The sequence below is a fragment of the Asanoa hainanensis genome (assembly GCF_900188485.1).
In the GTDB taxonomy this organism is placed as follows: Bacteria; Actinomycetota; Actinomycetes; order Mycobacteriales; family Micromonosporaceae; genus Asanoa; species Asanoa hainanensis.
The window spans coordinates 16439-38984 of sequence record NZ_FZPH01000029.1 but is presented as its reverse complement, the minus strand read 5'-3'; the positions used below and the strand labels follow the sequence as shown (position 1 = coordinate 38984).

The following is a 22546-nucleotide window of genomic DNA, read 5'->3' as shown; positions in this document are numbered from 1 at the left end:
GTCAGCCCGCGACTAGATCCTTTTCTTGCGGTTGGTGCTGCTCCAGGAGCGGTGCCGGATTGTGCGGGGTGATCGGTAGGAAGGCCAGCAGGGCCAGGGCGATCCAGACGTAGAGGTTGCTGCCGAGTACCGCCGCCAGTGAGCGGCCGCCGTCTGACCACAGCCACACCGCGCTCGTGCACAGCAGCACGTAGGCCGCGATGACCAAAATCCGAGCGCGGCCCGAGCGCCAGGCCAGGTAGAGGGCCGGCAGTAGCCAGACCAGGTGGTGGACCCAGGTGACCGGGCTGACGAGGCAGGTCGCTACGCCGGTCAGGGCGAAACCGGTCGTGTGGTCGCCCGCCCGGGCCGCCCGGCCCGCACGCACCATCCACAATGCACAGACGGCGAGCACCAGCAGAGCCCACGACCAACCCGGTAGGTCCGCTCGCGCCAGAACACCGCGCAGGGACTGGTTCGACACGTAGGACAGGTCGCCCACGCGGCCTGTGTTCCACAGCGCCTCGGTCCAGAACGTGCGCGACGCCGACGGGGCGATCGCCGCCGCCAGCAGGATCGCCCCAGCAACCGTCGAAACCGCGATCAGGAAGGCGCGCCACTGCCGGGCCAGCGCCAGGTACAGCACGAACAGGCCTGGCGTCAGCTTGACCGCCGTCGCTATGCCGATGCCGACACCGGCCCGCGGGCCCCGGCGCAGGTCCCACCAGACCAGGGCCAGCAGCACCAGGTTGACCTGGCCGAAGCTGACCGTGTCGCGGACCGGCGCGAGAAAGACACAGAGCAGGGCGACCAGCAGCCAAGGGCGCCCGAGGCAGCCGACCAGCCACCGGATGACCAGACCGCCGGCCACCACGTTGAGCACGATGCTCACCGCGATCGCCGTGTGCCAGGACAGCGGCGCCAGCGGCGTCATCAGCATCGCCGCGAACGGGGGGTAGGTGAACCCGTACACCGTGCCGGGGCGCAGGTAGTCGTAGAGATCCCCGCCGCCCACCCAGTGCTGGACCGCGCCGTAGTAGACGCCCACGTCGAAGAAGCCGCGCCGCCCGGGCACCAGCAGCACCCACAGGACAGCCAGCAGAGCCAACAGAGCCAGCGAGCGGCGGGACGCGGTCATCCCGCCAACCCCGGCGCCAGGTCGTCGTCCGGCGCGGTGGCGAAGGCCGCCATCACCAGCAGCGCGATCGCCAGCACCCCGCCGGTCACCGCGAAGCCGAGAGGCCCCAGGCCGTGCGGCGCGAAGCCGTCCGGCAGCACCACCAGGGCCAGCACGGCGGACGCGGCGGCGGCGAACCGGCCCGCCCGACCGAACGGCGCGGTGGCGGCCAGCGGAACCACAGCCCAGAGCAGGTACCAGGGCCGCACCGCCGGCCCGAACACCACGACGCCACCGAGCACCAGGCCCACCCCGTGCACCGGGCCGACCGACCGGCGCCGGTGCCAGACCAGCAGCGCGGCCGCCACCGCGGCGCACATGCCGGCAACGCGCCAACCCGTCATCGGCGCCGTGCCCAGCCCGGCGTCCAGCGCCGACAGCAACGACCCGGTCGCCCGGCCGAGCGCGCTGGTCAGCGACCAACTGTCGGCGGTAACGGGCGTGCGCAACGCACCCACCCAGCCGAATCCGGTGCCGGCGAGCCAGGTGACGCCGACCGCCGTACCCCCGGCGACCAGGATCGTTCCCCCGAGAGCGCGCACCCGCCCGGCGGAGGCGGCCCAGACGACCGCGACCGCCGCGAGCCCGACCGCCGCCGGCACCTTAACCAGCGCGGCGAGGGTGACCAGAACGGCGCCGAGCACGGGCCGACCGGCGACAGCCAAAGCCAGCCCAGCAGAAAGCAAACCGACCAGCACCGCGTCGTTGTGCGCGCCACCGACCAGATGCAGCAGCACCAGCGGGTTGAGCACCGCGAGCCAGAGCGCGGCCCCGGGCGCCACACCGAAGCGCCGGGCCAGCGGTGGCAACGAGTAAGCGAGCAAGGTCACCCCGCCCAGGGCGACCAACCGCATCAGGAGTACGCCCAGCGTCACGTGCCCGCCGACCAGGGTGGCCACCGCGGTGGCCAGGAGCAGGAAGGCCGGCCCGTACGGCGTGGCCGTGTGCTGCCAGATCGCCGGCACCTCGGCCGCGAACGGCCCACCCAGGACGGCCGGCCCGTCGCGGTAGACGTCGAGCCCGGCGCCGACCATCGCGCCCTGGGCCAGGTAGCTGTAGACGTCCCGGCTGAACACCGGCGGGGCGATCAGCAGCGGCGCGGCCCACATCAGCAGCGTGGCCAGCAACTCCTCGGACGAAGCGGAGGCCGGGCGCTGGCGCACCAGCCGACCCAGCCGCCACCAGGCGACCACCAGCAGCACCAGGCCGAAGTAGGCCACGGCGATCCCGGCGGTGAAGAGGTCGACGGGAAGATCGGGACGGGCCAACGGGCCCGACGCGGGCCCGGCCCCGGAGCCCAGACCGCCCAGGGCCACGCAAACAGCGCCGGCCACTCCCCAGGCGCGACATCGTCCCAGCTGGCCGGCATCAGGGTTGGTGAGGACCGGCGCGGACACCCGACGAGGATGGCAGTCGTTGATGGCCGGTAGACTCGTCTGGTCTGTCCGCCGAGTGAAGATCAAGGCAGGAAATGGCCACCACCAACGACCTGAAGAACGGTCTGGTTCTCAACCTCGACGGCGAGCTCTGGTCCGTCGTTGAGTTCCAGCACGTCAAGCCCGGCAAGGGTGGTGCGTTCGTGCGCACCACGCTCAAGAACGTGCTGTCCGGGAAGGTCGTCGACAAGACCTTCAACGCGGGCACCAAGGTCGATACCGCGACCGTCGACAAGCGCACGATGCAATACCTCTACGCCGACGGCGAAGACTTCGTCTTCATGGACCTGGACACCTATGACCAGATCCACGTCAACGGCGGCACGGTTGGCGAGGCGTCCAACTACCTGCTGCCCGAGGCCGAGGCGATGGTCGCGACCCACGAGGGCGTCCCGCTCTACGTCGAGCTGCCGACCAGCGTCGTGCTCGAGGTCACCTACACCGAGCCCGGCCTGCAGGGCGACCGCTCGACCGGCGGCAACAAGCCGGCCACGGTCGAGACCGGCGCGACCGTCAACGTGCCACTGTTCATCACCACCGGTGAGAAGATCAAGGTCGACACCCGCGACGGCCGTTACCTCGGCCGCGCCTGATGGCTGAGGGCCCCAAGACCTCGATGCCCGCGCGCCGCAAGGCGCGCAAGCGGGCCCTCGACGTGTTGTTCGAAGCCGACCTTCGGGACCGGCCGCCGGCTGACGTCCTCACGGACTACGTCGCGCGGCTGGAACGCCCGTTGCCCGGTCACCTGGACTACGCGATCGGCCTGGTCAACGGCGTCTCCGCGCACCTCGACCGGATCGACGAGCTGATCGCCAGCTACGCCGAGGGCTGGACGATCGACCGGATGCCGGTGGTCGACCGCAACCTGGCGCGGATCGCGGTGTACGAGCTGCTCTACGTCGACGAGATCGACGACGCCGTCGCGATCACCGAGGCGGTCGAGCTCGCCCGGCAGATGTCGACCGACGACAGCCCGCGGTTCCTCAACGGCCTGATCGGTCGAATCGCCGAGTACGCATCGCGCTAAAAGAGCCACACGTCAACAAAGGCCCCTCCCGCAACGGGAGGGGCCTTTGTCAACAGGAGATCAGGAGGCGAAGAACGCCCGCGGGTCGGCGACCAGGACGCCGTGCTCGTTGAGGCGCTCGATCAGGCCCGACGGCGACGAGTCGTAGACGATCGCGAGCGCGCGGAGGTCGTCCGCGCGGATCGAGAGCACCCGGCCGTTGTAGTCGCCGCGCTGCTGCTGGATGGCGCGCGCGTAGCGGGCCACGTAGGCGAGCTCCTCCGAGGCCTCGTCGTAGAGGCGCTCGAGGTCGAGCACGATCTTGTTGGTGGGCTCGTGGCGGACACCGCTGCCGTCGGGCAGCAGCTCCGAGACGGGCACCCGGTAGAAGTCGGCGAGCTCGGCGAGGCGGGAGACCGTCACGGCCCGGTCGCCGCGCTCGTAGGAGCCGACGACGACCGCCTTCCAGCGACCGTTCGACTTCTCCTCCACACCTTGCAGGGAGAGGCCCTGCTGCTGGCGGATGGAGCGCAGGCGCGCGCCCAACGACTTGGCGTACTCAGAAGGCATTGACGACTCTCCCAGTGCTGGCACCCGGGGTTCTCCCCAGCTATCGCTACGGAGCGTGACGGTACGGGGAATGAGAGAACTGGTCAAGTGCTCATTACCCATTACTTGGGATGACTGTCGTGTCTTGTCCGAATTTTCCTGCACCATGCATCAACGACTCGCGACAGTGTTACGCACGGCACGCTGCGCTTACGCGCACGGTCCCCGCTGGTAACGTGATCGACGGTTCGCCGAAGACATCCTTTAACGACCCGTCCCGTGAGGCGGGGAAGGAGGTCCGCCGTGGCCTATCCTCAGGCCGCTTCATCCTCGACGACGTCCGGTTCACCACCGACTGTGAAGGTCATCCTCACAGAGACGGATCTGCAGCGGGTCGTCGACCGCATCGCGCACCAGATTCTCGAGAAGACCGACGGTGCCGACGGCACTGTCCTGCTCGGCATCCCGACCCGCGGAGTCCCGCTGGCCCGCCGGTTGGCCGCCCGGATCGCCGCCTTCGAGTCGGTCGACGTCCCGGTCGGTGTGCTCGACGTCACCCTCTACCGCGACGACCTGCGGCTCAAGGCCACCCGCGCGATCGGCCCGACCGACCTGCCGCCCGGTGGCATCGACGGCCGGCGGGTCATCCTCGTCGACGACGTGCTGTTCTCCGGCCGCACCGTGCGGGCCGCGCTCGACGCCCTCTCCGACCTCGGCCGGCCCAGCTCCGTGCAGCTCGCCGTGATCGTCGACCGGGGGCACCGCGAGCTGCCGATCCGGGCCGACTACGTCGGCAAGAACATCCCGACCGCGCGCACCGAGATCGTCAAGGTGACGCTGGCCGAGACAGACGGCATCGACGAGGTCAAGCTGCTCGGCGAGGAGACGGGGACCAAATGATCAAGCACCTGCTGTCGGCCGCCGACCTCGACGCGCAGCACGCCACGCTGGTCCTGGACACCGCCGCCGAGCTGGCCGCCGTGTCCGGCCGCGAGGTCAAGAAGCTGCCCACCCTGCGTGGCCGCACCGTCGTCAACCTCTTCTACGAGGACTCGACCCGCACCCGGATCTCGTTCGAGGCCGCCGCGAAGCGGCTGAGTGCCGACGTCATCAACTTCTCCGCCAAGGGTTCCAGCGTTTCCAAGGGCGAGAGCCTCAAGGACACGGCGCTGACCCTGCAGGCGATGGGCGCCGACGCGGTGGTCGTGCGGCACCCGGCCTCCGGCGCGCCGCACCGGCTGGCCAGCTGGGTCGACGGCTCGGTGGTCAACGCCGGCGACGGCACCCACGAGCACCCCACCCAGGCGCTGCTCGACGCGTACACGATGCGGTCCCGACTGGGCCGGGTCGCCGGCCTGCACGTCGCGATCGTCGGCGACGTGCTGCACAGCCGGGTCGCGCGGTCCAACGTCCTGCTGCTCACCACGCTCGGTGCCAAGGTCACGGTGGTCGGCCCGCCGACGCTGATCCCGGTCGACGTCGGCCCGGCGCTCTCACCGGACCTGCGCGTCTCCTACGACCTCGACGCGGTGCTGCCGGACGTCGACGTGGTGATGATGCTGCGCGTCCAGCGGGAACGGATGAACGACTCCTTCTTCCCGTCGACCCGGGAGTACGCGCGCCGCTACGGCCTCGACGCGACCCGGATGCGCCGGCTGCCCGAGCACGCGATCGTCATGCACCCCGGCCCGATGGTCCGCGGCATGGAGATCACTCCGGAGGTGGCCGACTCGGCCCGCTCCACGATCGTCGAACAGGTCGCCAACGGCGTCTCCGTCCGGATGGCCGTCCTCTACCTGCTCCTGGGGGGCAAATGAGCAGCACCACGTACCTCATCAAGGGCGTCAGCGTCCTCGGCGCCGAGCCGACCGACCTGCTGGTCCGCGACGGCCTCATCGCCCCCGAAAGCGAGGCCCGTGGAGCACAGGTCATCGACGCCGACGGCCTGGTCGCGCTGCCCGGCCTCGTCGACCTGCACACCCACCTGCGCGAGCCCGGCCGCGAGGACGCCGAGACCGTCGAGTCCGGCTCGCGTGCCGCGGCGCTGGGCGGCTACACCGCCGTCTGCGCGATGGCCAACACCTCGCCGGTCGCCGACACCGCAGGCGTGGTCGAGCAGGTCTGGCGGCTCGGCCGCGAGGCCGGCCTGGTCGACGTGCAGCCGATCGGCGCCGTGACGGTCGGCCTGGCCGGTCAGCACCTCGCCGAGCTCGGCGCGATGGCCACCTCCGCGGCCAAGGTGCGGATCTTCTCGGACGACGGGCACTGCGTCTCGGACCCGCGCCTGATGCGCCGCGCGCTCGAGTACGTGAAGGCGTTCGACGGCGTGATCGCCCAGCACGCCGAGGAGCCCCGGCTCACCGAGGGTGCCCAGATGCACGAGGGTGAGGTCTCCGCGCGGCTCGGGCTGACCGGCTGGCCGGCGGTCGCCGAGGAGGCGATCATCGCCCGGGACGCGCTGCTCGCAGAGCACGTCGGCGCCCGGCTGCACGTCTGTCACGTGTCGACCGCCGGCTCGGTCGACGTGCTTCGCCAGGCCAAGGCGGCTGGGGTACGGGTGACCGCCGAGGTCACGCCCCACCACCTGCTGCTGACCGACGAGCGGGCCACCTCGTACGACCCGGTGTTCAAGGTCAACCCGCCGCTGCGTACGCAGAACGACGTCGCCGCGCTGAGGCAGGCTCTGGCCGAGGGCCTGATCGACATCGTGGCCACCGACCACGCGCCGCACGCGGTGGAAGACAAGGAATGCGAGTGGGGGTACGCACGCCCCGGCATGCTCGGCCTGGAGACCGCGCTGTCCATCGTGCTCGACGTGCTCGGGCCGGACTGGCCGCTCATCGCCGAGCGGATGTCCCGGACCCCGGCCCGGATCGCGGGGCTGACCGACCACGGGCACCTGCCCGCCGCCGGCGCGCCCGCGACGTTCACCCTGGTCGACCCGGCGGCCCGCTGGCAGGTCGACCCCACGGCGTCGGCATCCCGATCCCGTAACACCCCGTACGCGGGCATGACCCTGCCCGGCCGGGTCGTCGCGACGTTCCTGCGCGGCGAACCGACGGTGCTGGACGGAAAGGCAACGAAATGAGGCGCCCCGCGCTGCTCGTCCTGGAGGACGGGCGGACGTTTCACGGTGAGTCCTACGGCAGCGTGGGCGAGACCTTCGGCGAGGCGGTGTTCACCACCGCGATGACCGGCTACCAGGAGACGCTGACCGACCCGTCGTACCACCGGCAGGTCGTGGTGCAGACCGCGCCGCACATCGGCAACACCGGCGTCAACGACGAGGACGACGAGTCGTCCAAGATCTGGGTCGCCGGGTACGTCGTGCGTGACCCCGCCCGGCTCGCCTCCAACTGGCGGCGCACGGGCGACCTGGAGGACCGGCTGGCCGCCGAGGGTGTGGTCGGCATCAGCGGCGTCGACACCCGGGCGCTGACCCGGCACCTGCGCGACCGGGGTGCCATGCGGGTCGGCGTGTCCAGCGTGACCGACGACCCCGCCGCGCTGCTGCGCAAGGTCCAGGAGGCGCCGGAGATGGTCGGCGCCGACCTGTCGGCCCAGGTGACCACGGCCGCGCCGTACACGGTGCCGGCGGTTGGCACGCACGAGTTCACCGTCGCGGCGGTCGACCTCGGCATCAAGCGCAACGTCGCGCGGCGGCTGGCCGCCCGGGGCGTGACCACCCACGTGATGCCGGCCGGCTCGACCATCGACGACCTGCTGGCCACCGGCGCCGACGCCGTCTTCTTCTCGCCCGGCCCGGGCGACCCGGCCACCGCCGACGGCCCGGTGGAGCTCGCGCGCGAGGTGATGCGGCGGCAGATCCCGCTGTTCGGCATCTGCTTCGGCTCGCAGATCCTCGGCCGCGCGCTCGGCTTCGGCACCTACAAGCTGGCCTTCGGGCACCGGGGCAGCAACCAGCCCGTGCTTGACCGGACGACCGGCAAGGTCGAGGTGACCGCGCACAACCACGGGTTCGCCGTGGACGCGCCGCTCGACGGCACGGTCTCGACCGACTTCGGCGACGTCGCGGTGTCGCACGTCTGCCTCAACGACAACGTGGTGGAGGGCCTGCGGGCGCACGACGTCCCGGCCTTCACCGTCCAGTACCACCCGGAAGCGGCCGCCGGTCCGCACGACGCGGACTACCTCTTCGACCGCTTCGCGGAATTGATGGAGCGAACCGGCAAGCACAGTCGGGAGCTCAGCGCGGGGGAGAAGCACAGTGCCTAAACGGAGCGACTTGTCGCACGTGCTCGTGATCGGGTCGGGGCCGATCGTCATCGGGCAGGCGTGCGAGTTCGACTACTCGGGGACGCAGGCCTGCCGGGTCCTGCGGGCGGAGGGGCTGCGGGTCAGCCTGGTCAACTCCAACCCGGCCACGATCATGACGGACCCGGAGTTCGCCGACGCCACATACGTCGAGCCGATCACGCCGGAGTTCCTGGAGCTGGTGATCGCCAAGGAGCGGCCGGACGCGATCCTGCCGACCCTGGGCGGCCAGACCGCCCTCAACGCCGCGGTCGCACTGCACGAGATGGGCATCCTCGAGAAGTACGGCGTCGAGCTGATCGGTGCCGACATCGAGGCGATCCAGCGGGGCGAGGACCGGCAGAAGTTCAAGGAGATCGTGGCCAAGGCCGGGGCGGAGACGCCGCGCTCGCGGGTCTGCGACTCCATGGAGTCGGTGCGCTCAGCCGCTGCGGAGCTCGGCCTGCCCGTGGTCGTCCGGCCGTCCTTCACCATGGGCGGCCTCGGTTCCGGCATGGCGCACACGGCCGAGGACCTGGAGCGGATCGCGGGCGCGGGCCTGACCGAGTCGCCCGTGCACTCGGTGCTGATCGAGGAGAGCGTGCTCGGCTGGAAGGAGTACGAGCTCGAGCTGATGCGCGACAAGCACGACAACGTCGTGGTCGTCTGCTCGATCGAGAACCTCGACCCGATGGGCGTGCACACCGGCGACAGCGTGACGGTCGCACCGGCGATGACGCTGACCGACCGGGAGTACCAGAGCCTGCGTGACGTGGGCATCGCGGTGCTCCGCGAGGTCGGCGTCGACACCGGCGGCTGCAACATCCAGTTCGCGGTCAACCCGCGCGACGGCCGGCTCGCGGTCATCGAGATGAACCCGCGGGTGTCGCGCTCGTCGGCGCTGGCGTCCAAGGCGACGGGCTTCCCGATCGCGAAGATCGCCGCCAAGCTGGCCATCGGCTACACGCTCGACGAGATCCCGAACGACATCACCCTGGAGACGCCGGCGGCGTTCGAGCCGGCGCTCGACTACGTGGTGGTGAAGATCCCGCGGTTCGCGTTCGAGAAGTTCCCCGGCGCCGACCCGGAGCTGACCACCACGATGAAGTCGGTCGGCGAGGCGATGAGCCTGGGCCGCAACTTCGCCGAGGCGCTCAACAAGGCGATGCGCTCGATGGAGACCGGCGCGGCGGGCTTCTGGACCACGCCCGACCCGGCCGGCGCCACGCTGGCGTCCACCTTGGACGATCTGGGTACGCCGCACGACGGCCGGCTCTACACCGTCGAGCGGGCGCTGCGGCTGGGCGCCACGGTGGCCGAGGTCTCGGCGGCGTCCGGTGGGATCGACCCGTGGTTCCTCGACCAGATCGCCGAGCTCGTCGACCTGCGCGCCGAGATCGTCGCGGCGCCGGTGCTCGACCTGCCGCTGCTGCGCCGGGCCAAGCGGGCCGGCCTGTCCGACCGCCAGCTCGCCGCCCTGCGGCCGGAGTTCGCCGGCGAGGACGGCGTGCGCCGGCTGCGGCACAGCCTGGAGCTGCGGCCGGTCTACAAGACCGTCGACACGTGCGCGGCCGAGTTCGCCGCTAAGACGCCGTACCACTACTCGTCCTACGACGAGGAGACCGAGGTGGCGCCGTCCGACCGGCCCAAGGTGCTGATCCTGGGCTCGGGGCCGAACCGGATCGGGCAGGGCATCGAGTTCGACTACTCGTGCGTACACGCGGTGATGGCTCTGCGTTCCGCGGGTTACGAGACCGTCATGGTCAACTGCAACCCGGAGACGGTGTCGACGGACTACGACACCGCGGATCGGCTCTACTTCGAGCCGCTGACGTTCGAAGACGTGATCGAGGTCGTCAACGCCGAGGACTCGTCGGGGCGCGCGGCCGGTGGGCCCGGCGTCGTGGGTGTCGTCGTGCAGCTCGGCGGACAGACGCCGCTCGGGCTCGCGCAGCGGCTCAAGGACGCCGGCGTGCCGATCGTCGGCACGACGCCTGAGTCGATCAACCTGGCCGAGGACCGGGGCGCGTTCGGGGCCGTGCTGACGAAGGCCGGCCTGCGAGCGCCGGCACACGGCACGGCGACCTCCTACGAGGACGCCAAGGCGATCGCCGACGAGATCGGCTACCCGGTGCTGGTGCGGCCCTCGTACGTACTCGGTGGTCGGGGCATGGAGATCGTCTACGACGACCCGACGCTGTCCGCCTACATCGGCCGGGCCACGCAGATCTCGCCGGCCCACCCGGTGCTGGTCGACCGGTTCCTGGACGACGCGATCGAGATCGACGTGGACGCGCTCTGCGACGCCACCGGCGAGGTCTTCCTCGGCGGCGTGATGGAGCACATCGAGGAGGCCGGCATCCACTCCGGCGACTCGGCCTGCGCGCTGCCGCCGATCACCCTGGCCGCGTCGCACCTGGCCGAGGTCCGCCGCTACACCGAGGAGATCGCCCGGGGCGTCGGGGTGCGCGGCCTGCTGAACGTGCAGTACGCGCTCAAGGACGACACGCTGTACGTGCTCGAGGCCAACCCGCGCGCGTCGCGGACGGTGCCGTTCGTGTCGAAGGCGACCGCGGTGCCGCTGGCCAAGGCGGCCGCCCGAATCATGCTGGGTGCGACTGTCGCGGAACTGCGTGGTGAGGGCCTGCTGCCGGCCGTCGGTGACGGTGGCGACCTGCCGGCCGACGGTCCGACCGCGGTCAAGGAGGCGGTGCTGCCGTTCAAGCGGTTCCGCACGCCGGCCGGGCGCGGCGTCGACTCGCTGCTGGGCCCCGAGATGAAGTCGACCGGCGAGGTGATGGGCATCGACCCCGCCTTCGGCAACGCGTACGCGAAGTCGCAGGCGGCCGCGTACGGGTCGCTGCCGACCTCGGGCCGGATCTTCGTCTCGGTCGGCAACCGCGACAAGCGCAGCATGATCTTCCCGATCAAGCGGCTGGCCGACCTGGGCTTCCAGATCGTGGCGACCGAGGGCACCGGCCAGGTGCTGCGCCGGCACGGGATCACCTGCGAGATCATCCGGAAGCACTGGGAAGAGGCGGGCTCCGGCCCGGACGCGGTGACGCTGATCCGCAACGGCGAGGTGGCGCTGGTCGTCAACACGCCGCAGGGCTCGGGCGCCTCGGCGCGCTCGGACGGCTACGAGATCCGCAGCGCGGCGGTCACCGCCGACATCCCGTGCATCACGACGGTGCCGGGCGCGGCCGCCGCGGTGATGGGCATCGAGTCGGCGATCCGCGGCGAGATGACCGTGCGGCCGCTGCAGGACCTGCACCGGGCGCTGCGGGCGGGTGGCGGTCGTGCTGTTTGAGCGGGTCGTCCGCCCCGCCCTGTTCCGAATCGGCTCCGGCGACGCCGAGACCGCACACGAATGGACGCTGAAGCGGCTGGCGGGCCTCCCGCCGGCCGCTCGGCGGCTGCTCGCCCTGCGCTATGCGGTCCGCCGGCCGACGACGGTCTTCGGGGTCGAGTTCCCGAACGCCGTCGGGCTGGCGGCGGGCGTCGACAAGAACGGCCTGGCCCTGGACGCGTGGCCGGCCCTGGGGTTCGGCTTTGTCGAGGTCGGCACGGTGACCGCCCACGCACAGCCGGGCAACCCGAAGCCGCGCCTGTTCCGCCTGCGCGGCAGCGACGCCATCGTCAACCGAATGGGCTTCAACAACGAAGGCGCGGCCGCACTCGCGCGGCGCTTGGAAGGGCACCTTGCGCTGCGGAAAGCGTTAACAAGGGGCCCTTCCTTCCCGCTGGGGATCTCGCTCGGGAAGTCCAAGGTCACGCCGCTCGACGAGGCCGTCGACGACTACCTCGCGTCCTACAAGTTGCTGCGCGACTACGGCGACTACTTCGCCGTCAACGTCTCCTCGCCCAACACCCCCGGGCTGCGGTCGCTGCAGGACCGGGATTCCATCGACGCGCTGCTCGGCGCGTTGGTGGGGGAGAAGCCGATCCTCGTGAAGATCGCTCCGGACCTCACCCAGGCCGCCATCGCGGAGCTTCTGGAGGTCTGTCTGGCGCGTGGCGCCGCCGGGGTCATCGCCACCAACACCACCCTCTCCCGGGACGGCCTGGCGGCCGCTGACGTGGCCCTCGGGGCCGAGGCCGGCGGGCTCTCCGGTGGGCCGCTCACCGCCAAGGCCCGCGACGTCGTGCGGTTCGTGCACACCGAGACCGGTGGGCAACTGCCGATCATCGGGGTCGGTGGGCTGATGACCGCCGACGACGCCGAGCGGATGTTCGATGCCGGCGCGAGCCTCGTGCAGGTCTACAGCGGGTTCATCTACCACGGGCCGGCGCTGGTCCGGCGGATCGCGTCTGCGAAGAAAGGACAATCGTGACAAAAGCCTTTGGGGCGCGGCTGTACGAGGCCCTCGCGACCCGTGGTCCGCTCTGTATCGGCATCGATCCTCATCCAAGTCTGCTGGCGTCCTGGGGGCTGCCGGACGACGCCGACGGGCTGGCCCGATTCTGTGCGACCGTGGTCGAGGCGCTCGGCGACCGGGTCGCCGTGGTCAAACCGCAGTCGGCGTTCTTCGAGCGACACGGCTCCCGAGGGGTCGCCGTGCTTGAGTCGGCTATCCGACAGTTGCGCGATGCCGGCGCACTGGTACTCCTCGATGTGAAGCGCGGCGACATCGGATCGACGGTCGCCGCTTACGCGTCCGCCTACCTCGACCCGGCGTCTCCGCTGCGTGCTGACGCGATCACCGCGAGCCCGTACCTCGGCGTCGGATCGTTGGCCCCGATGTTCGACGCGGCGCGTGCGCATGATGGCGGCGTGTTCGTCCTGGCGCTCACCTCGAACCCGGAAGGCGCCGAGGTGCAACGCGCCGTCGGTCCCGGCGGTCGGACTGTCGCCCAGGGCGTGATTGACGAGATTTCCCAGCTCAACGCGGGTGCGGAGCCGCTCGGCAGCTTCGGATTGGTGGTCGGGGCGACGATCGGGGATACCGGCCACGATCTTTCGCGCGTCAACGGCCCGATTCTCGCGCCCGGGCTCGGCGCCCAGGGTGCGACCGCTTCCGACCTGCGTACGGTTTTCGGCAATGATCTTGCTTGGGTGGTTCCGTCCTACTCGCGGGAGATCCTCGCTCGGGGGCCATCGGTGTCCGATTTGCGAGCCGCCACGGCCGACGTTCTGGCCCAGTGCCGGGCGGTTTTGGCCCCTCGAACGAGGTGACACGGGGGATCAAGATTTCGTGATCAAGGCGCGCCGACGTTGCCGAAAACCAATCGGGCCGCTAGTTTTCCCGGCGCTGGGAACCACATGCCCCTTTGGTTCACGGCCACCCCACGTTTCACGACCGCGGCGGAATTTCCCGATCGCGGTAGGACCTGAGGAGAACTGGTGCCGCTCCCGTCACTGAGCCCCGAACAGCGCGCGGCAGCGCTGGAAAAGGCAGCGGAGATCCGCAAAGCCCGTGCTGACCTGAAAGAGCAGCTCAAGCAGGGCAAGACCACCCTCGCCGCGGTGCTCGACCGGGCCGAGGGCGACGATGTCGTCGGCAAGCTCAAGGTTTCGGCCGTGCTGCAGGCGATGCCGGGCATCGGCAAGATCCGGGCTACCCAGATCATGGAGAAGCTCAAGATCGCCGACAGCCGCCGGCTGCGTGGTCTGGGCGACCAGCAGCGCAAGGCGCTCCTTGGAGAGTTCGCCGGCAGCTGACCCGGCACCCGGGTAAAAACGAGTTGTGACCATGCATGACGAGGCGCGCCCGGCGGCTCGGCTCACGGTCCTGACCGGTCCTTCGGAAGCCGGTCGGGCTGCCGTGATCCGGTTGGTCCGGGCGCGCTCGCCATGGGTGCGGATGCCCGTCCTGGTCACGACTCGCCGGCGCCGCGACCACGAGGTCGACGGCGTGCACTACACGTTCGTCGACGAGGCCGCGTTCGACCGGATGGTCGACGAGCGGGGCCTGCTCGAGTCCGCGGCGATCCGGCACCACCGGTACGGCACCCCCCGCCGCCCGGTGGAGGACTGGCTCGCCGCCGGTGAACCGGTCCTGCTGTCCATCGACCCGCGCGGCGCCGAGCTCGTGAGCCAAGCCGTCCCGGACGCCCGGCTGGTCCTCCTGCTGAACCCCACCGACCGCGTCAGCGCCGGAGACGGGATCGACGGAGCGATCATCAACCACGCCGCCGGGCGCGCCGCCGATGAGCTGGTAGGATTGCTCGGTTCGACCTTCCTGACCCCGGCCCGACCGCCGCGCGGCGGTTGAGAACTTTGAGGTTTGTTTTCCGTGGGATCCATCGCCACCAACCCTGAAGGCATCACCAACCCGCCGATCGACGAGCTGCTCGAAAAGACCACGTCGAAGTACGCGCTGGTCATCTTCGCGGCCAAGCGCGCTCGCCAGGTCAACGCCTACTACAGCCAGCTCGGCGAGGGCCTCCTCGAATACGTCGGCCCGCTGGTGGAGACCACTCCCCAGGAGAAGCCGCTCTCGATCGCGATGCGCGAGATCAACGCCGGCCTGCTCACGGCCGAGCCGACCGACAACCCCTGAGGTCATGACCACCCGGGTCGTTCTTGGCGTCGGTGGCGGTATCGCCGCCTACAAGGCCGCCGAGCTGCTCCGCCTGTTCACCGAGTCGGGGCATTCGGTCCGGGTGATACCGACCGCGTCCGCGCTGCGCTTCGTCGGCGCGCCGACCTGGGCCGCGCTGTCCGGCCAGCCGGTCGCCGACGACGTGTGGTCCGACGCGCACGAGGTGCCGCACGTACGCCTCGGTAAGGAAGCGGATCTGGTGGTGGTGGCTCCGGCCACCGCCGACCTGATCGCCAAGACCGCGCACGGCCTCGCCGACGACCTGCTCACCAACACGCTGCTCACCGCGCGCTGCCCGATCATCCTGGCGCCGGCGATGCACACCGAGATGTGGGAGCACCCGGCCACTCAGGCCAACGTGGCGCTGCTGCGCTCCCGCGGGGTGCTGGTCGTCGAGCCGGCGAGCGGTCGGCTGACCGGCTCCGACACCGGCAAGGGCCGACTGCCCGACCCCAGCGAGATCTTCGCGTACGCCCGCCGGGTCCTGGCCCGTGGCCCCGACGCACCCCTCGACCTGAGCGGCCGGCATGTCGTGGTCACCGCCGGTGGCACCCGCGAGCCGCTCGACCCGGTGCGCTTCCTCGGCAACCGCTCGTCCGGCAAGCAGGGCTACGCGTTCGCGCGTACCGCCGCCGCCCGTGGCGCCCGGGTCACCCTGGTCAGCGCCAACCCGACGCTGCCGGCCCCGGCCGGTGTCGATGTCGTCGTCGTGGGCACCACCGAAGAGCTGCGCAAGGCGACCGTCGAGGCGGCCGCCGACGCCGACGCCGTGGTGATGGCCGCCGCGCCCGCCGACTTCCGCCCGGCCGTGTACGCCCCGCAGAAGATCAAGAAGGTGCCCGGTGCAGGCCCGGCGCCGATCGCCCTGGCGCTCAACCCGGACATCGCCGCCGAGCTCGGCGAGCGCAAGCCGGCCGGCCAGGTGCTGGTGGTCTTCGCGGCCGAGACGGTGGACACGCAGGACGCGCTGGCCAACGCGCGACAAAAACTTCTTGCCAAGAACGCGGACCTGATCGTCGTCAACCAGGTCGGCACCGATAAAGTCTTCGGGTCCGACGCCAACACCGCGACGGTGCTGGGAGCCGACGGCACGGAGACGGATTTCCAGCGGCAACCCAAGGAAGACCTGGCCGACGCCGTCTGGGATCTGATAACAACACGCTTGACCAGTACGTCTTAACCAGGGCGCGGTCGCCGGAGGCTTACGGCGCCGCGAGGACCTGGGGCCGGACCCGAGATTTTGAGGAGCACCGTGGCACGTCGCCTGTTCACGTCCGAGTCGGTCACGGAGGGCCACCCGGACAAGATCGCTGACCAGATCAGCGATGGGATCCTCGACGCGCTCCTGGCGCAGGACCCGCGCAGCCGGGTCGCGGTCGAGACCCTGATCACGACCGGCCAGGTCCACGTCGCCGGCGAGGTGACCACCCAGGCCTACGCGGACATCCCGACCATCGTCCGCGAGACGATCCTCGGCATCGGGTACGACTCGTCGAAGAAGGGCTTCGACGGCGCGTCCTGCGGCGTCAGCATCTCGATCGGCTCGCAGTCGCCCGACATCGCGCAGGGCGTCGACACCGCCATCGAGCTCCGCGACGGCGAGAGCGCCGGCGACGCGCTGGACCGCCAGGGCGCCGGCGACCAGGGCATGATGTTCGGCTTCGCGTGCTCCGAGACGCCCGAGCTCATGCCGCTGCCGATCGCGCTGGCTCACCGCCTGGCCCGTCGCCTGTCCGCGGTGCGCAAGGACGGCACGGTTCCCTACCTGCGTCCCGACGGCAAGACCCAGGTCACCATCGAGTACGACGGCCTGCGCCCGATCCGCCTCGACACCGTCGTGGTCTCGTCGCAGCACGCCGCCGACATCTCGCTCGAGTCGCTGCTCACCCCGGACGTCCGCGAGCACGTGATCGCGCCGGAGCTGGAGAGCCTCGGCCTCGACACCGAGGGCTACCGCCTCCTGGTCAACCCGACCGGCCGCTTCGAGATCGGCGGCCCGATGGGCGACGCCGGCCTGACCGGCCGCAAGATCATCGTTGACACCTACGGCGGCTACGCCCGCCACGGTGGCGGCGCGTTCTCCGGCAAGGACCCGTCCAAGGTCGACCGTTCCGCGGCGTACGCGATGCGCTGGGTCGCCAAGAACGTCGTCGCCGCCGGCCTGGCCGAGCGCTGCGAGGCCCAGGTCGCCTACGCCATCGGCAAGGCCCACCCGGTCAGCCTGTTCGTCGAGACGTTCGGCACCGAGAACGTCCCGGTCGACCGCATCGAGAAGGCCATCGGCGAGGTCTTCGACCTGCGCCCGGCCGCGATCATCCGCGACCTCGACCTGCTGCGCCCGATCTACCAGCAGACCGCCGCGTACGGCCACTTCGGCCGCGAGCTGCCGGACCTGACCTGGGAGAACACCGACCGCGCGGCCGACCTGAAGAACGCCGCCGGCCTCTGATCGGGTTCTGACGCAAGAAAGCGGGTCCGCTCCGGCGGGCCCGCTTTCGCGTTTCCGCCCGGTAGCCGGGCCGCTTTCCCGCCCGGTGGCAGGATGGTGCGGTGGCGAACCGGAGCAACCGTGCGGAGCGCGTGCCCGCGCCCGAGCTTCCGGTCGCCCGCGTGTGTGTCGACGTGCCCCTGCCGCACCTCGACCGGCTCTTCGACTACCTGGTGCCGGCCGACCTGCACGAGACCGCGCAGCCGGGCACCCGGGTCAAGGTCCGCTTCGCCGGCCAGCTCGTCGACGGCTGGCTCATCGAGCGCGCGGCCGAGTCGGCGGTGCCCAAGCTGGCCTATTTGGACCGGCTCGTCTCGCCGGAGCGGGTGCTGACCTCGGAGATCGCGGGCCTCGCCCGCGCGGTGGCCGACCGCTACGCGGGCAGCCTGGCCGACGTCCTGCGCCTGGCCGTCCCACCCCGCCACGCGCGCGCCGAACAATCACCGCCACCCGAAGCCGACGCGCCGCCCGAAACCGACGCGCCGCCCGAAACCGACGCGCCTCCGGTGACCGGCACCGGGTGGTCTGAGTACCAGGCGGGGGAGGGGTTTCTGCGGGCGCTGCGGGACGGGAAGAGACCCCGGGCCGTCTGGTCCGCGCTGCCCGGAGAGGACTGGCCCGCGCGGATCGCCGAGGCGGCCGCCGTCACGGCCGCCGCAGGCAAGGGTGTCGTCGCCGTCGTGCCGGACGCCCGTGACCTCGACCGCCTCGACGCCGCGCTGACCAAGGTCCTCGGGAAGGACCGGCACGTCACCCTGGCCGCCGGGCTCGGCCCGGCCAAGCGCTACCGCGCCTTCCTCTCCGCCAGCCGTGGCCAGGTCAAAGTGGTTGCCGGCACCCGGGCCGCCACCTTCGCCCCCGTCCACGACGTCGGCCTACTGGTGATCTGGGACGACGGCGACGACCTGCACGCCGAGCCGCGGGCCCCGTACCCCCATGCCCGCGAAGTGCTCCTCACCCGGGCCCAACGCGCCGGTGCGGCCGCCCTCGTCGGTGGCTTCAGTCGCACCGCCGAGGCGCAGCTCCTGCTGGAGACCGGCTGGGCCCGGGAGGTCGCCGCGGACCGGGCCACCCTGCGGCGCCGCATGCCGACGATCACGCCGACCGGCGACGACCCGCAGCTGGCCCGCGACCCCGGCGCCGCGACTGCCCGGCTGCCCAGCCTGGCCTGGGAGGCCGCCCGCGCGGCGCTGAAGGCCGACGCGCCGGTGCTGGTCCAGGTGCCACGGCGCGGCTACCTGCCATCCGTCTCGTGCGCCACCTGCCGGGCCCCGGCCCGCTGCACCGCCTGCTCCGGCCCACTCGCGCTGCGCTCCTCGCACGCGGTGCCGGCCTGCCGTTGGTGTGGCCGCGTGGCCGGCGACCACGTCTGCCCGCACTGCGGCGGGCGGGGGCTGCGGGCCTCGGTCACCGGCGCCCGCCGCACCGCCGAAGAGTTGGGCCGGGCGTTCCCCGACATCCCGGTCCGCACGTCCGGCCGTGACGAGGTGCTGACCGAGGTGCCGGCGACGGCCGCGGTCGTGGTCGCCACGCCGGGCGCCGAGCCGGTCGCCGAGGGCGGCTACGGCGCCGTGGTGCTGCTCGACACCTGGGCGTTGCTCACCCGGGCCGACCTGCGGGCCGGCGAAGAGGCGCTGCGCCGCTGGATGACCGCGGCCGCCCTCGCGAAGTCCGGCGGGCGCGTCGTCGTGGTCGCCGACGGCAGTGTGCCGGTGGTCCAGGCCCTGCTGCGCTGGGACCCCGGCTGGTACGCGGAGCGCGAGCTGTCCGAGCGCCGCGAGCTGCGGTTCCCACCCGCGGCCCGGATGGCCAGCCTGACCGGTGCCGCGACCGCCGTGGCCGACCTGCTCGACGCCGTCCACCTGCCGCCGGACGCCGAGCTGCTCGGCCCGGTGCCGGCCGACCAGGGCCAGGAGCGCTACCTGGTGCGCGCTCCCCGCGCCAAGGCCGCCGAGGTGGCCGCCGCACTGCACGCCGCCACCGGCGTACGCAGCGCCCGCAAGGCTCCGGACCCCGTGCGCGTCCAGGTGGACGCCACAGACCTGTTCTGACGTCACAACAGCACCGGTCAGGGCGGTTCCGGGCGGGGCTCCGTAGACTTGTCGGGATTGCGCTCGCGTGCCCCGCGCGAAGCGACCCGAACGAGGAGTTCCACGTGACCGTCCAGCCCATCCGTCTGTTCGGCGACCCGGTGCTGCGCACCCCCGCCGACCAGGTCGTCGACTTCGACGCTGAGCTGCGCAAGCTGGTCGCCGACCTGGTCGAGACCATGCAGGAGCAGTCCGGGGCGGGGCTGGCCGCGCCGCAGCTCGGCGTCGGGCTGCGGGTGTTCACCTTCGACGTCGACGAGGTGGTCGGGCACATCGTCAACCCGACGGTCAGCTTCCCCGACGACGAGGAGCAGGACGGCCCCGAGGGCTGCCTGTCGATCCCGGGGATCTACGTCGACACCAAGCGCCGCCAGAACGTGGTGGCCACCGGCTTCAACCAGTGGGGCGACCCGATCAAGCTGGTCGGCAGCGGCCTGATGGCGCGCTGCGTGCAGCACGAGACCGACCACCTCGACGGGGTGCTCTTCCTCGACCGGCTCGACGCCGCCGCGCGCAAGGAAGCGATGAAGGAGATCCGCCAAGCCGAGTGGTACGACGCCGGCGCGCCGCCGGTGATCAAGGCCGACCCGCACAGCGCCTTCGGTCTGGGCGGGGTGCGCTGATGCGCCTGGTCTTCGCCGGCACGCCGGCGGTCACGCTGCCCGCCCTCGACGCTATCGCCGCCTCCGGCCACGAGCTGCTGGCCGTGGTCACGCGGCCCGACGCGCCCGCCGGCCGCGGCCGCAACCTGGTCCGCTCGCCCGCCGGGGCGTGGGCCGACGAGCACGGCGTCGAGGTGCTGACGCCGGCCAAGCCGCGCGAGCCCGAGTTCCAGGAACGGCTGCGCGACCTCGCGCCCGACTGCGTGCCGGTGGTCGCCTACGGTGCCCTGGTGCCACCGTCGGCGCTGGAGATTCCCCGGCACGGCTGGGTCAACCTGCACTTCTCGCTGCTGCCGGCCTGGCGGGGCGCCGCACCGGTGCAGCACGCGGTGCTGCACGGTGACGAGATCACCGGGGCCAGCGTCTTCGAGCTCGAGGCGGGTCTCGACACGGGCCCGGTCTACGGCACGCTGACCGACGAGATCCGGCCCACCGACACCTCGGGCGACCTGCTCGGCCGGCTGGCCGAGTCCGGTGCCGGGCTGCTGGTCGCCGTGCTCGACGCGATCGAGCAGGGGACGGCCCGGGCCGAGCCGCAGCCCGCCGACGGGGTGAGCCTCGCGCCGAAGCTGAGCGTCGAGGACGCGATGGTCCGCTGGGACGAGCCGTCCTTCGCGGTCGACCGCCGCATCAGGGCCTGCACACCGGCGCCGGGCGCCTGGACCACGTTCCGCGAGGACCGGGTCAAGCTGGGCCCGGTGCGGCCGGTCGCCAACGGTCCCGCGCTCAAGCCCGGTGACCTGCTGGTCGAGCGCACCGGCGTGCTGGTCGGCACGGCCACCACCCCGGTCGCCCTCGGTGAGGTGCGGGCCGCGGGCAAGCGGGCCATGCCGGCCGCCGACTGGGCGCGCGGCGTCCGGGTCGAGTCCAACGAGCGTTTCGCGTGAGCGCCCCGGTGCGCGGCGGCGGCCGCGGCGAAGGGGGACGCGGCCGCGGTGAAGGTGGCCGCGGGCCCGGCCGCGGCCCGTCCAACCGCGATCGCCGGCCGACGGTCGACCCCGCCCGGTTCGCCGCCTACGAGGCGATCGCGGCGGTGCACCGCGACGACGCGTACGCCAACCTGGTCCTGCCGCACATCCTGACCGACCGGGACGTGCGCGGCCGCGACGCGGCGTTCGCCACGGAGCTGACCTACGGCACGCTGCGCTCGCTCGGCACCCTCGACGCGATCATCGCCCACACGGCCGGCCGCGAGGTCGACCGGATCGACCCGCCGGCCCGCGACGCGCTGCGGCTCGGCGCGTACCAGATCCTGAACATGCGGGTCCCGGCCCACGCCGCGGTGTCGTCCACCGTGGACCTCGTGCGGATCGTCGCGCCGGGCGCCACGGGCTTCGCCAACGCGGTGCTCCGCGAGATCACCACCCGCGACCTCGACGCGTGGGTCGAAGAGCTCGCACCGGCGTACGAGACGGACCCGATCGGCAACCTCGCCCTGACCAACAGCCACCCGCAGTGGATCGTGCGCGCGTTCCAGGAGGCGCTCGGCGGTTCGCTCGAGGAGACCAGCCGGCTGCTGATCGAGGACAACCAGGCGCCGTCCGTGGTGCTCTGCGCCCGCCCGGGTCGGGTCGACGCGGTCGACCTGGCCGAGGAGGTCGGCGGTTCCCCGGGCGCGTTCTCGCCGTACGCGGTCTACCTGCCCGGCGGCGCCCCCGGCGACCTGGCGGCGATCCGCCACGGCCGGGCGCACGTGCAGGACGAGGGCTCGCAGCTGGTCGCGGCCGCGCTGGTCGACGCCCCGATCGAGGGCGACGACACGCGCTGGCTCGACCTGTGCGCCGGCCCGGGTGGCAAGGCGGGCCTGCTCGGCGCGCTCGCCGCGCAGCGCGGCGCCCACCTGACCGCGGTCGAGGTGACCGAGCACCGGGCCGGGCTGGTGTCCAAGGCCGTGGCCGGCTACCCGGTGACGGTGCTGCACACCGACGGCCGCAACGTCGGTCGCGAGACCGACCTCCCGGAGCAGGGCTTCGACCGGGTGCTGGTGGACGCGCCGTGCACGGGGCTGGGCGCGCTGCGCCGCCGCCCGGAGGCCCGCTGGCGCCGCCAGCCGAGCGACCTGCCGCCGCTGACGAAGCTGCAGCGGGAGCTGCTGACCGCGGCGCTGCGCGCGGTCCGCCCGGGCGGGCTGGTCGGCTACGTGACCTGCTCGCCGCACACGGTCGAGACGCACGTGTCGGTCACCGAGGGCACCCGCCGCGCCGACATCGAGGTCGACTTCGTCGACGCCCGCCCGCTCCTCCCGGCCGGCATGCCCGGCCTGGGCACGGGCCCGACGGTGCAGCTCTGGCCGCACCGCCACGGCACGGACGCGATGTTCCTGGCGGTGCTGCGCCGCACAAGCTGATCCGCTCCAGGAG

General features: G+C 72.0%; 21 protein-coding genes. 18 read left to right on the top strand and 3 right to left on the bottom strand.

Annotated features, from left to right (window positions below; genetic code table 11):
* Window position 1 precedes the first annotated feature (1 nt).
* Complete coding sequence (locus CHC05_RS38520; protein WP_089255602.1) at window positions 2–1117, bottom strand: glycosyltransferase 87 family protein; 1116 nt, start codon at window positions 1115–1117, stop codon at window positions 2–4.
* On the bottom strand, window positions 1114–2553 hold the full coding sequence (gene mptB / locus CHC05_RS38515) for a polyprenol phosphomannose-dependent alpha 1,6 mannosyltransferase MptB (protein ID WP_179266576.1): 1440 nt from the start codon (window positions 2551–2553) through the stop codon (window positions 1114–1116). The genes CHC05_RS38520 and mptB overlap by 4 nt, the downstream gene beginning before the upstream one ends.
* 74 nt (window positions 2554–2627) lie before the next feature.
* Here mptB and efp point away from each other — a divergent pair, with 74 nt between their 5' ends.
* Both efp and nusB read left to right on the top strand, forming a co-directional pair.
* Window positions 2628–3185, top strand: coding sequence for an elongation factor P (gene efp, locus CHC05_RS38510; protein ID WP_089255601.1), 558 nt, complete (start codon window positions 2628–2630; stop codon window positions 3183–3185).
* A 23-nt stretch (window positions 3186–3208) separates the two neighbouring features.
* Complete coding sequence (gene nusB, locus CHC05_RS38505; protein WP_179266578.1) at window positions 3209–3619, top strand: transcription antitermination factor NusB; 411 nt, start codon at window positions 3209–3211, stop codon at window positions 3617–3619.
* A gap of 60 nt (window positions 3620–3679) precedes the next feature.
* Here the strand turns inward: nusB and bldD are convergent, their stop codons facing one another.
* On the bottom strand, window positions 3680–4168 hold the full coding sequence (gene bldD / locus CHC05_RS38500) for a transcriptional regulator BldD (protein WP_089255599.1): 489 nt from the start codon (window positions 4166–4168) through the stop codon (window positions 3680–3682).
* 282 nt (window positions 4169–4450) lie between these two features.
* On the opposite strand from bldD, the gene pyrR reads away from it, so the two are divergent.
* The 16 genes from pyrR to CHC05_RS38420 all read left to right on the top strand — a co-directional run bounded on the left by pyrR (window position 4451) and on the right by CHC05_RS38420 (window position 22533).
* The gene (gene pyrR, locus CHC05_RS38495) at window positions 4451–5047 is read left to right on the top strand and encodes a bifunctional pyr operon transcriptional regulator/uracil phosphoribosyltransferase PyrR (RefSeq protein ID WP_089255598.1); all 597 of its coding nucleotides are present in this window, start codon (window positions 4451–4453) and stop codon (window positions 5045–5047) included.
* Window positions 5044–5964, top strand: a complete 921-nt coding sequence (locus CHC05_RS38490) for an aspartate carbamoyltransferase catalytic subunit (protein ID WP_089255597.1) — start codon at window positions 5044–5046, stop codon at window positions 5962–5964. Before pyrR ends, CHC05_RS38490 begins: the two co-directional genes overlap by 4 nt.
* Window positions 5961–7235, top strand: a complete 1275-nt coding sequence (locus CHC05_RS38485; RefSeq protein WP_089255596.1) for a dihydroorotase — start codon at window positions 5961–5963, stop codon at window positions 7233–7235. Before CHC05_RS38490 ends, CHC05_RS38485 begins: the two co-directional genes overlap by 4 nt.
* Window positions 7232–8383 carry a glutamine-hydrolyzing carbamoyl-phosphate synthase small subunit gene (carA, locus tag CHC05_RS38480; protein ID WP_089255595.1) on the top strand — a complete coding sequence of 384 codons (1152 nt, stop codon included), beginning with the start codon at window positions 7232–7234 and terminating at the stop codon, window positions 8381–8383. The genes CHC05_RS38485 and carA overlap by 4 nt, the downstream gene beginning before the upstream one ends.
* Window positions 8376–11711: a carbamoyl-phosphate synthase large subunit gene (gene carB, locus CHC05_RS38475; protein WP_089255594.1), complete on the top strand. Its 3336-nt coding sequence runs from the start codon at window positions 8376–8378 to the stop codon at window positions 11709–11711. The genes carA and carB overlap by 8 nt, the downstream gene beginning before the upstream one ends.
* Window positions 11701–12735: a quinone-dependent dihydroorotate dehydrogenase gene (locus CHC05_RS38470; RefSeq protein WP_089255619.1), complete on the top strand. Its 1035-nt coding sequence runs from the start codon at window positions 11701–11703 to the stop codon at window positions 12733–12735. The genes carB and CHC05_RS38470 overlap by 11 nt, the downstream gene beginning before the upstream one ends.
* Window positions 12732–13577 carry an orotidine-5'-phosphate decarboxylase gene (gene pyrF / locus CHC05_RS38465; RefSeq protein ID WP_089255593.1) on the top strand — a complete coding sequence of 282 codons (846 nt, stop codon included), beginning with the start codon at window positions 12732–12734 and terminating at the stop codon, window positions 13575–13577. Before CHC05_RS38470 ends, pyrF begins: the two co-directional genes overlap by 4 nt.
* 168 nt (window positions 13578–13745) lie before the next feature.
* Window positions 13746–14063, top strand: a complete 318-nt coding sequence (gene mihF, locus CHC05_RS38460) for an integration host factor, actinobacterial type (protein WP_089255592.1) — start codon at window positions 13746–13748, stop codon at window positions 14061–14063.
* Window positions 14064–14088: 25 nt separating this feature from the next.
* Complete coding sequence (locus CHC05_RS38455) at window positions 14089–14616, top strand: guanylate kinase (RefSeq protein ID WP_089255591.1); 528 nt, start codon at window positions 14089–14091, stop codon at window positions 14614–14616.
* A 21-nt stretch (window positions 14617–14637) separates the two neighbouring features.
* Window positions 14638–14904, top strand: coding sequence for a DNA-directed RNA polymerase subunit omega (rpoZ, locus tag CHC05_RS38450; protein WP_089255590.1), 267 nt, complete (start codon window positions 14638–14640; stop codon window positions 14902–14904).
* Between the two features lie 4 nt (window positions 14905–14908).
* Entirely contained in the window at window positions 14909–16126 is a 1218-nt protein-coding gene (gene coaBC, locus CHC05_RS38445; RefSeq protein WP_089255589.1) for a bifunctional phosphopantothenoylcysteine decarboxylase/phosphopantothenate--cysteine ligase CoaBC, read from the top strand.
* Between the two features lie 72 nt (window positions 16127–16198).
* On the top strand, window positions 16199–17395 hold the full coding sequence (gene metK, locus CHC05_RS38440) for a methionine adenosyltransferase (protein WP_089255588.1): 1197 nt from the start codon (window positions 16199–16201) through the stop codon (window positions 17393–17395).
* Between the two features lie 161 nt (window positions 17396–17556).
* Window positions 17557–19485: a primosomal protein N' gene (locus CHC05_RS38435; protein ID WP_245871443.1), complete on the top strand. Its 1929-nt coding sequence runs from the start codon at window positions 17557–17559 to the stop codon at window positions 19483–19485.
* 104 nt (window positions 19486–19589) lie between these two features.
* Window positions 19590–20147, top strand: a complete 558-nt coding sequence (gene def, locus CHC05_RS38430; RefSeq protein ID WP_089255587.1) for a peptide deformylase — start codon at window positions 19590–19592, stop codon at window positions 20145–20147.
* Complete coding sequence (gene fmt, locus CHC05_RS38425; RefSeq protein ID WP_089255586.1) at window positions 20147–21073, top strand: methionyl-tRNA formyltransferase; 927 nt, start codon at window positions 20147–20149, stop codon at window positions 21071–21073. The genes def and fmt overlap by 1 nt, the downstream gene beginning before the upstream one ends.
* Window positions 21070–22533, top strand: a complete 1464-nt coding sequence (locus CHC05_RS38420; protein WP_245871440.1) for an RsmB/NOP family class I SAM-dependent RNA methyltransferase — start codon at window positions 21070–21072, stop codon at window positions 22531–22533. The genes fmt and CHC05_RS38420 overlap by 4 nt, the downstream gene beginning before the upstream one ends.
* Window positions 22534–22546 lie beyond the last annotated feature (13 nt).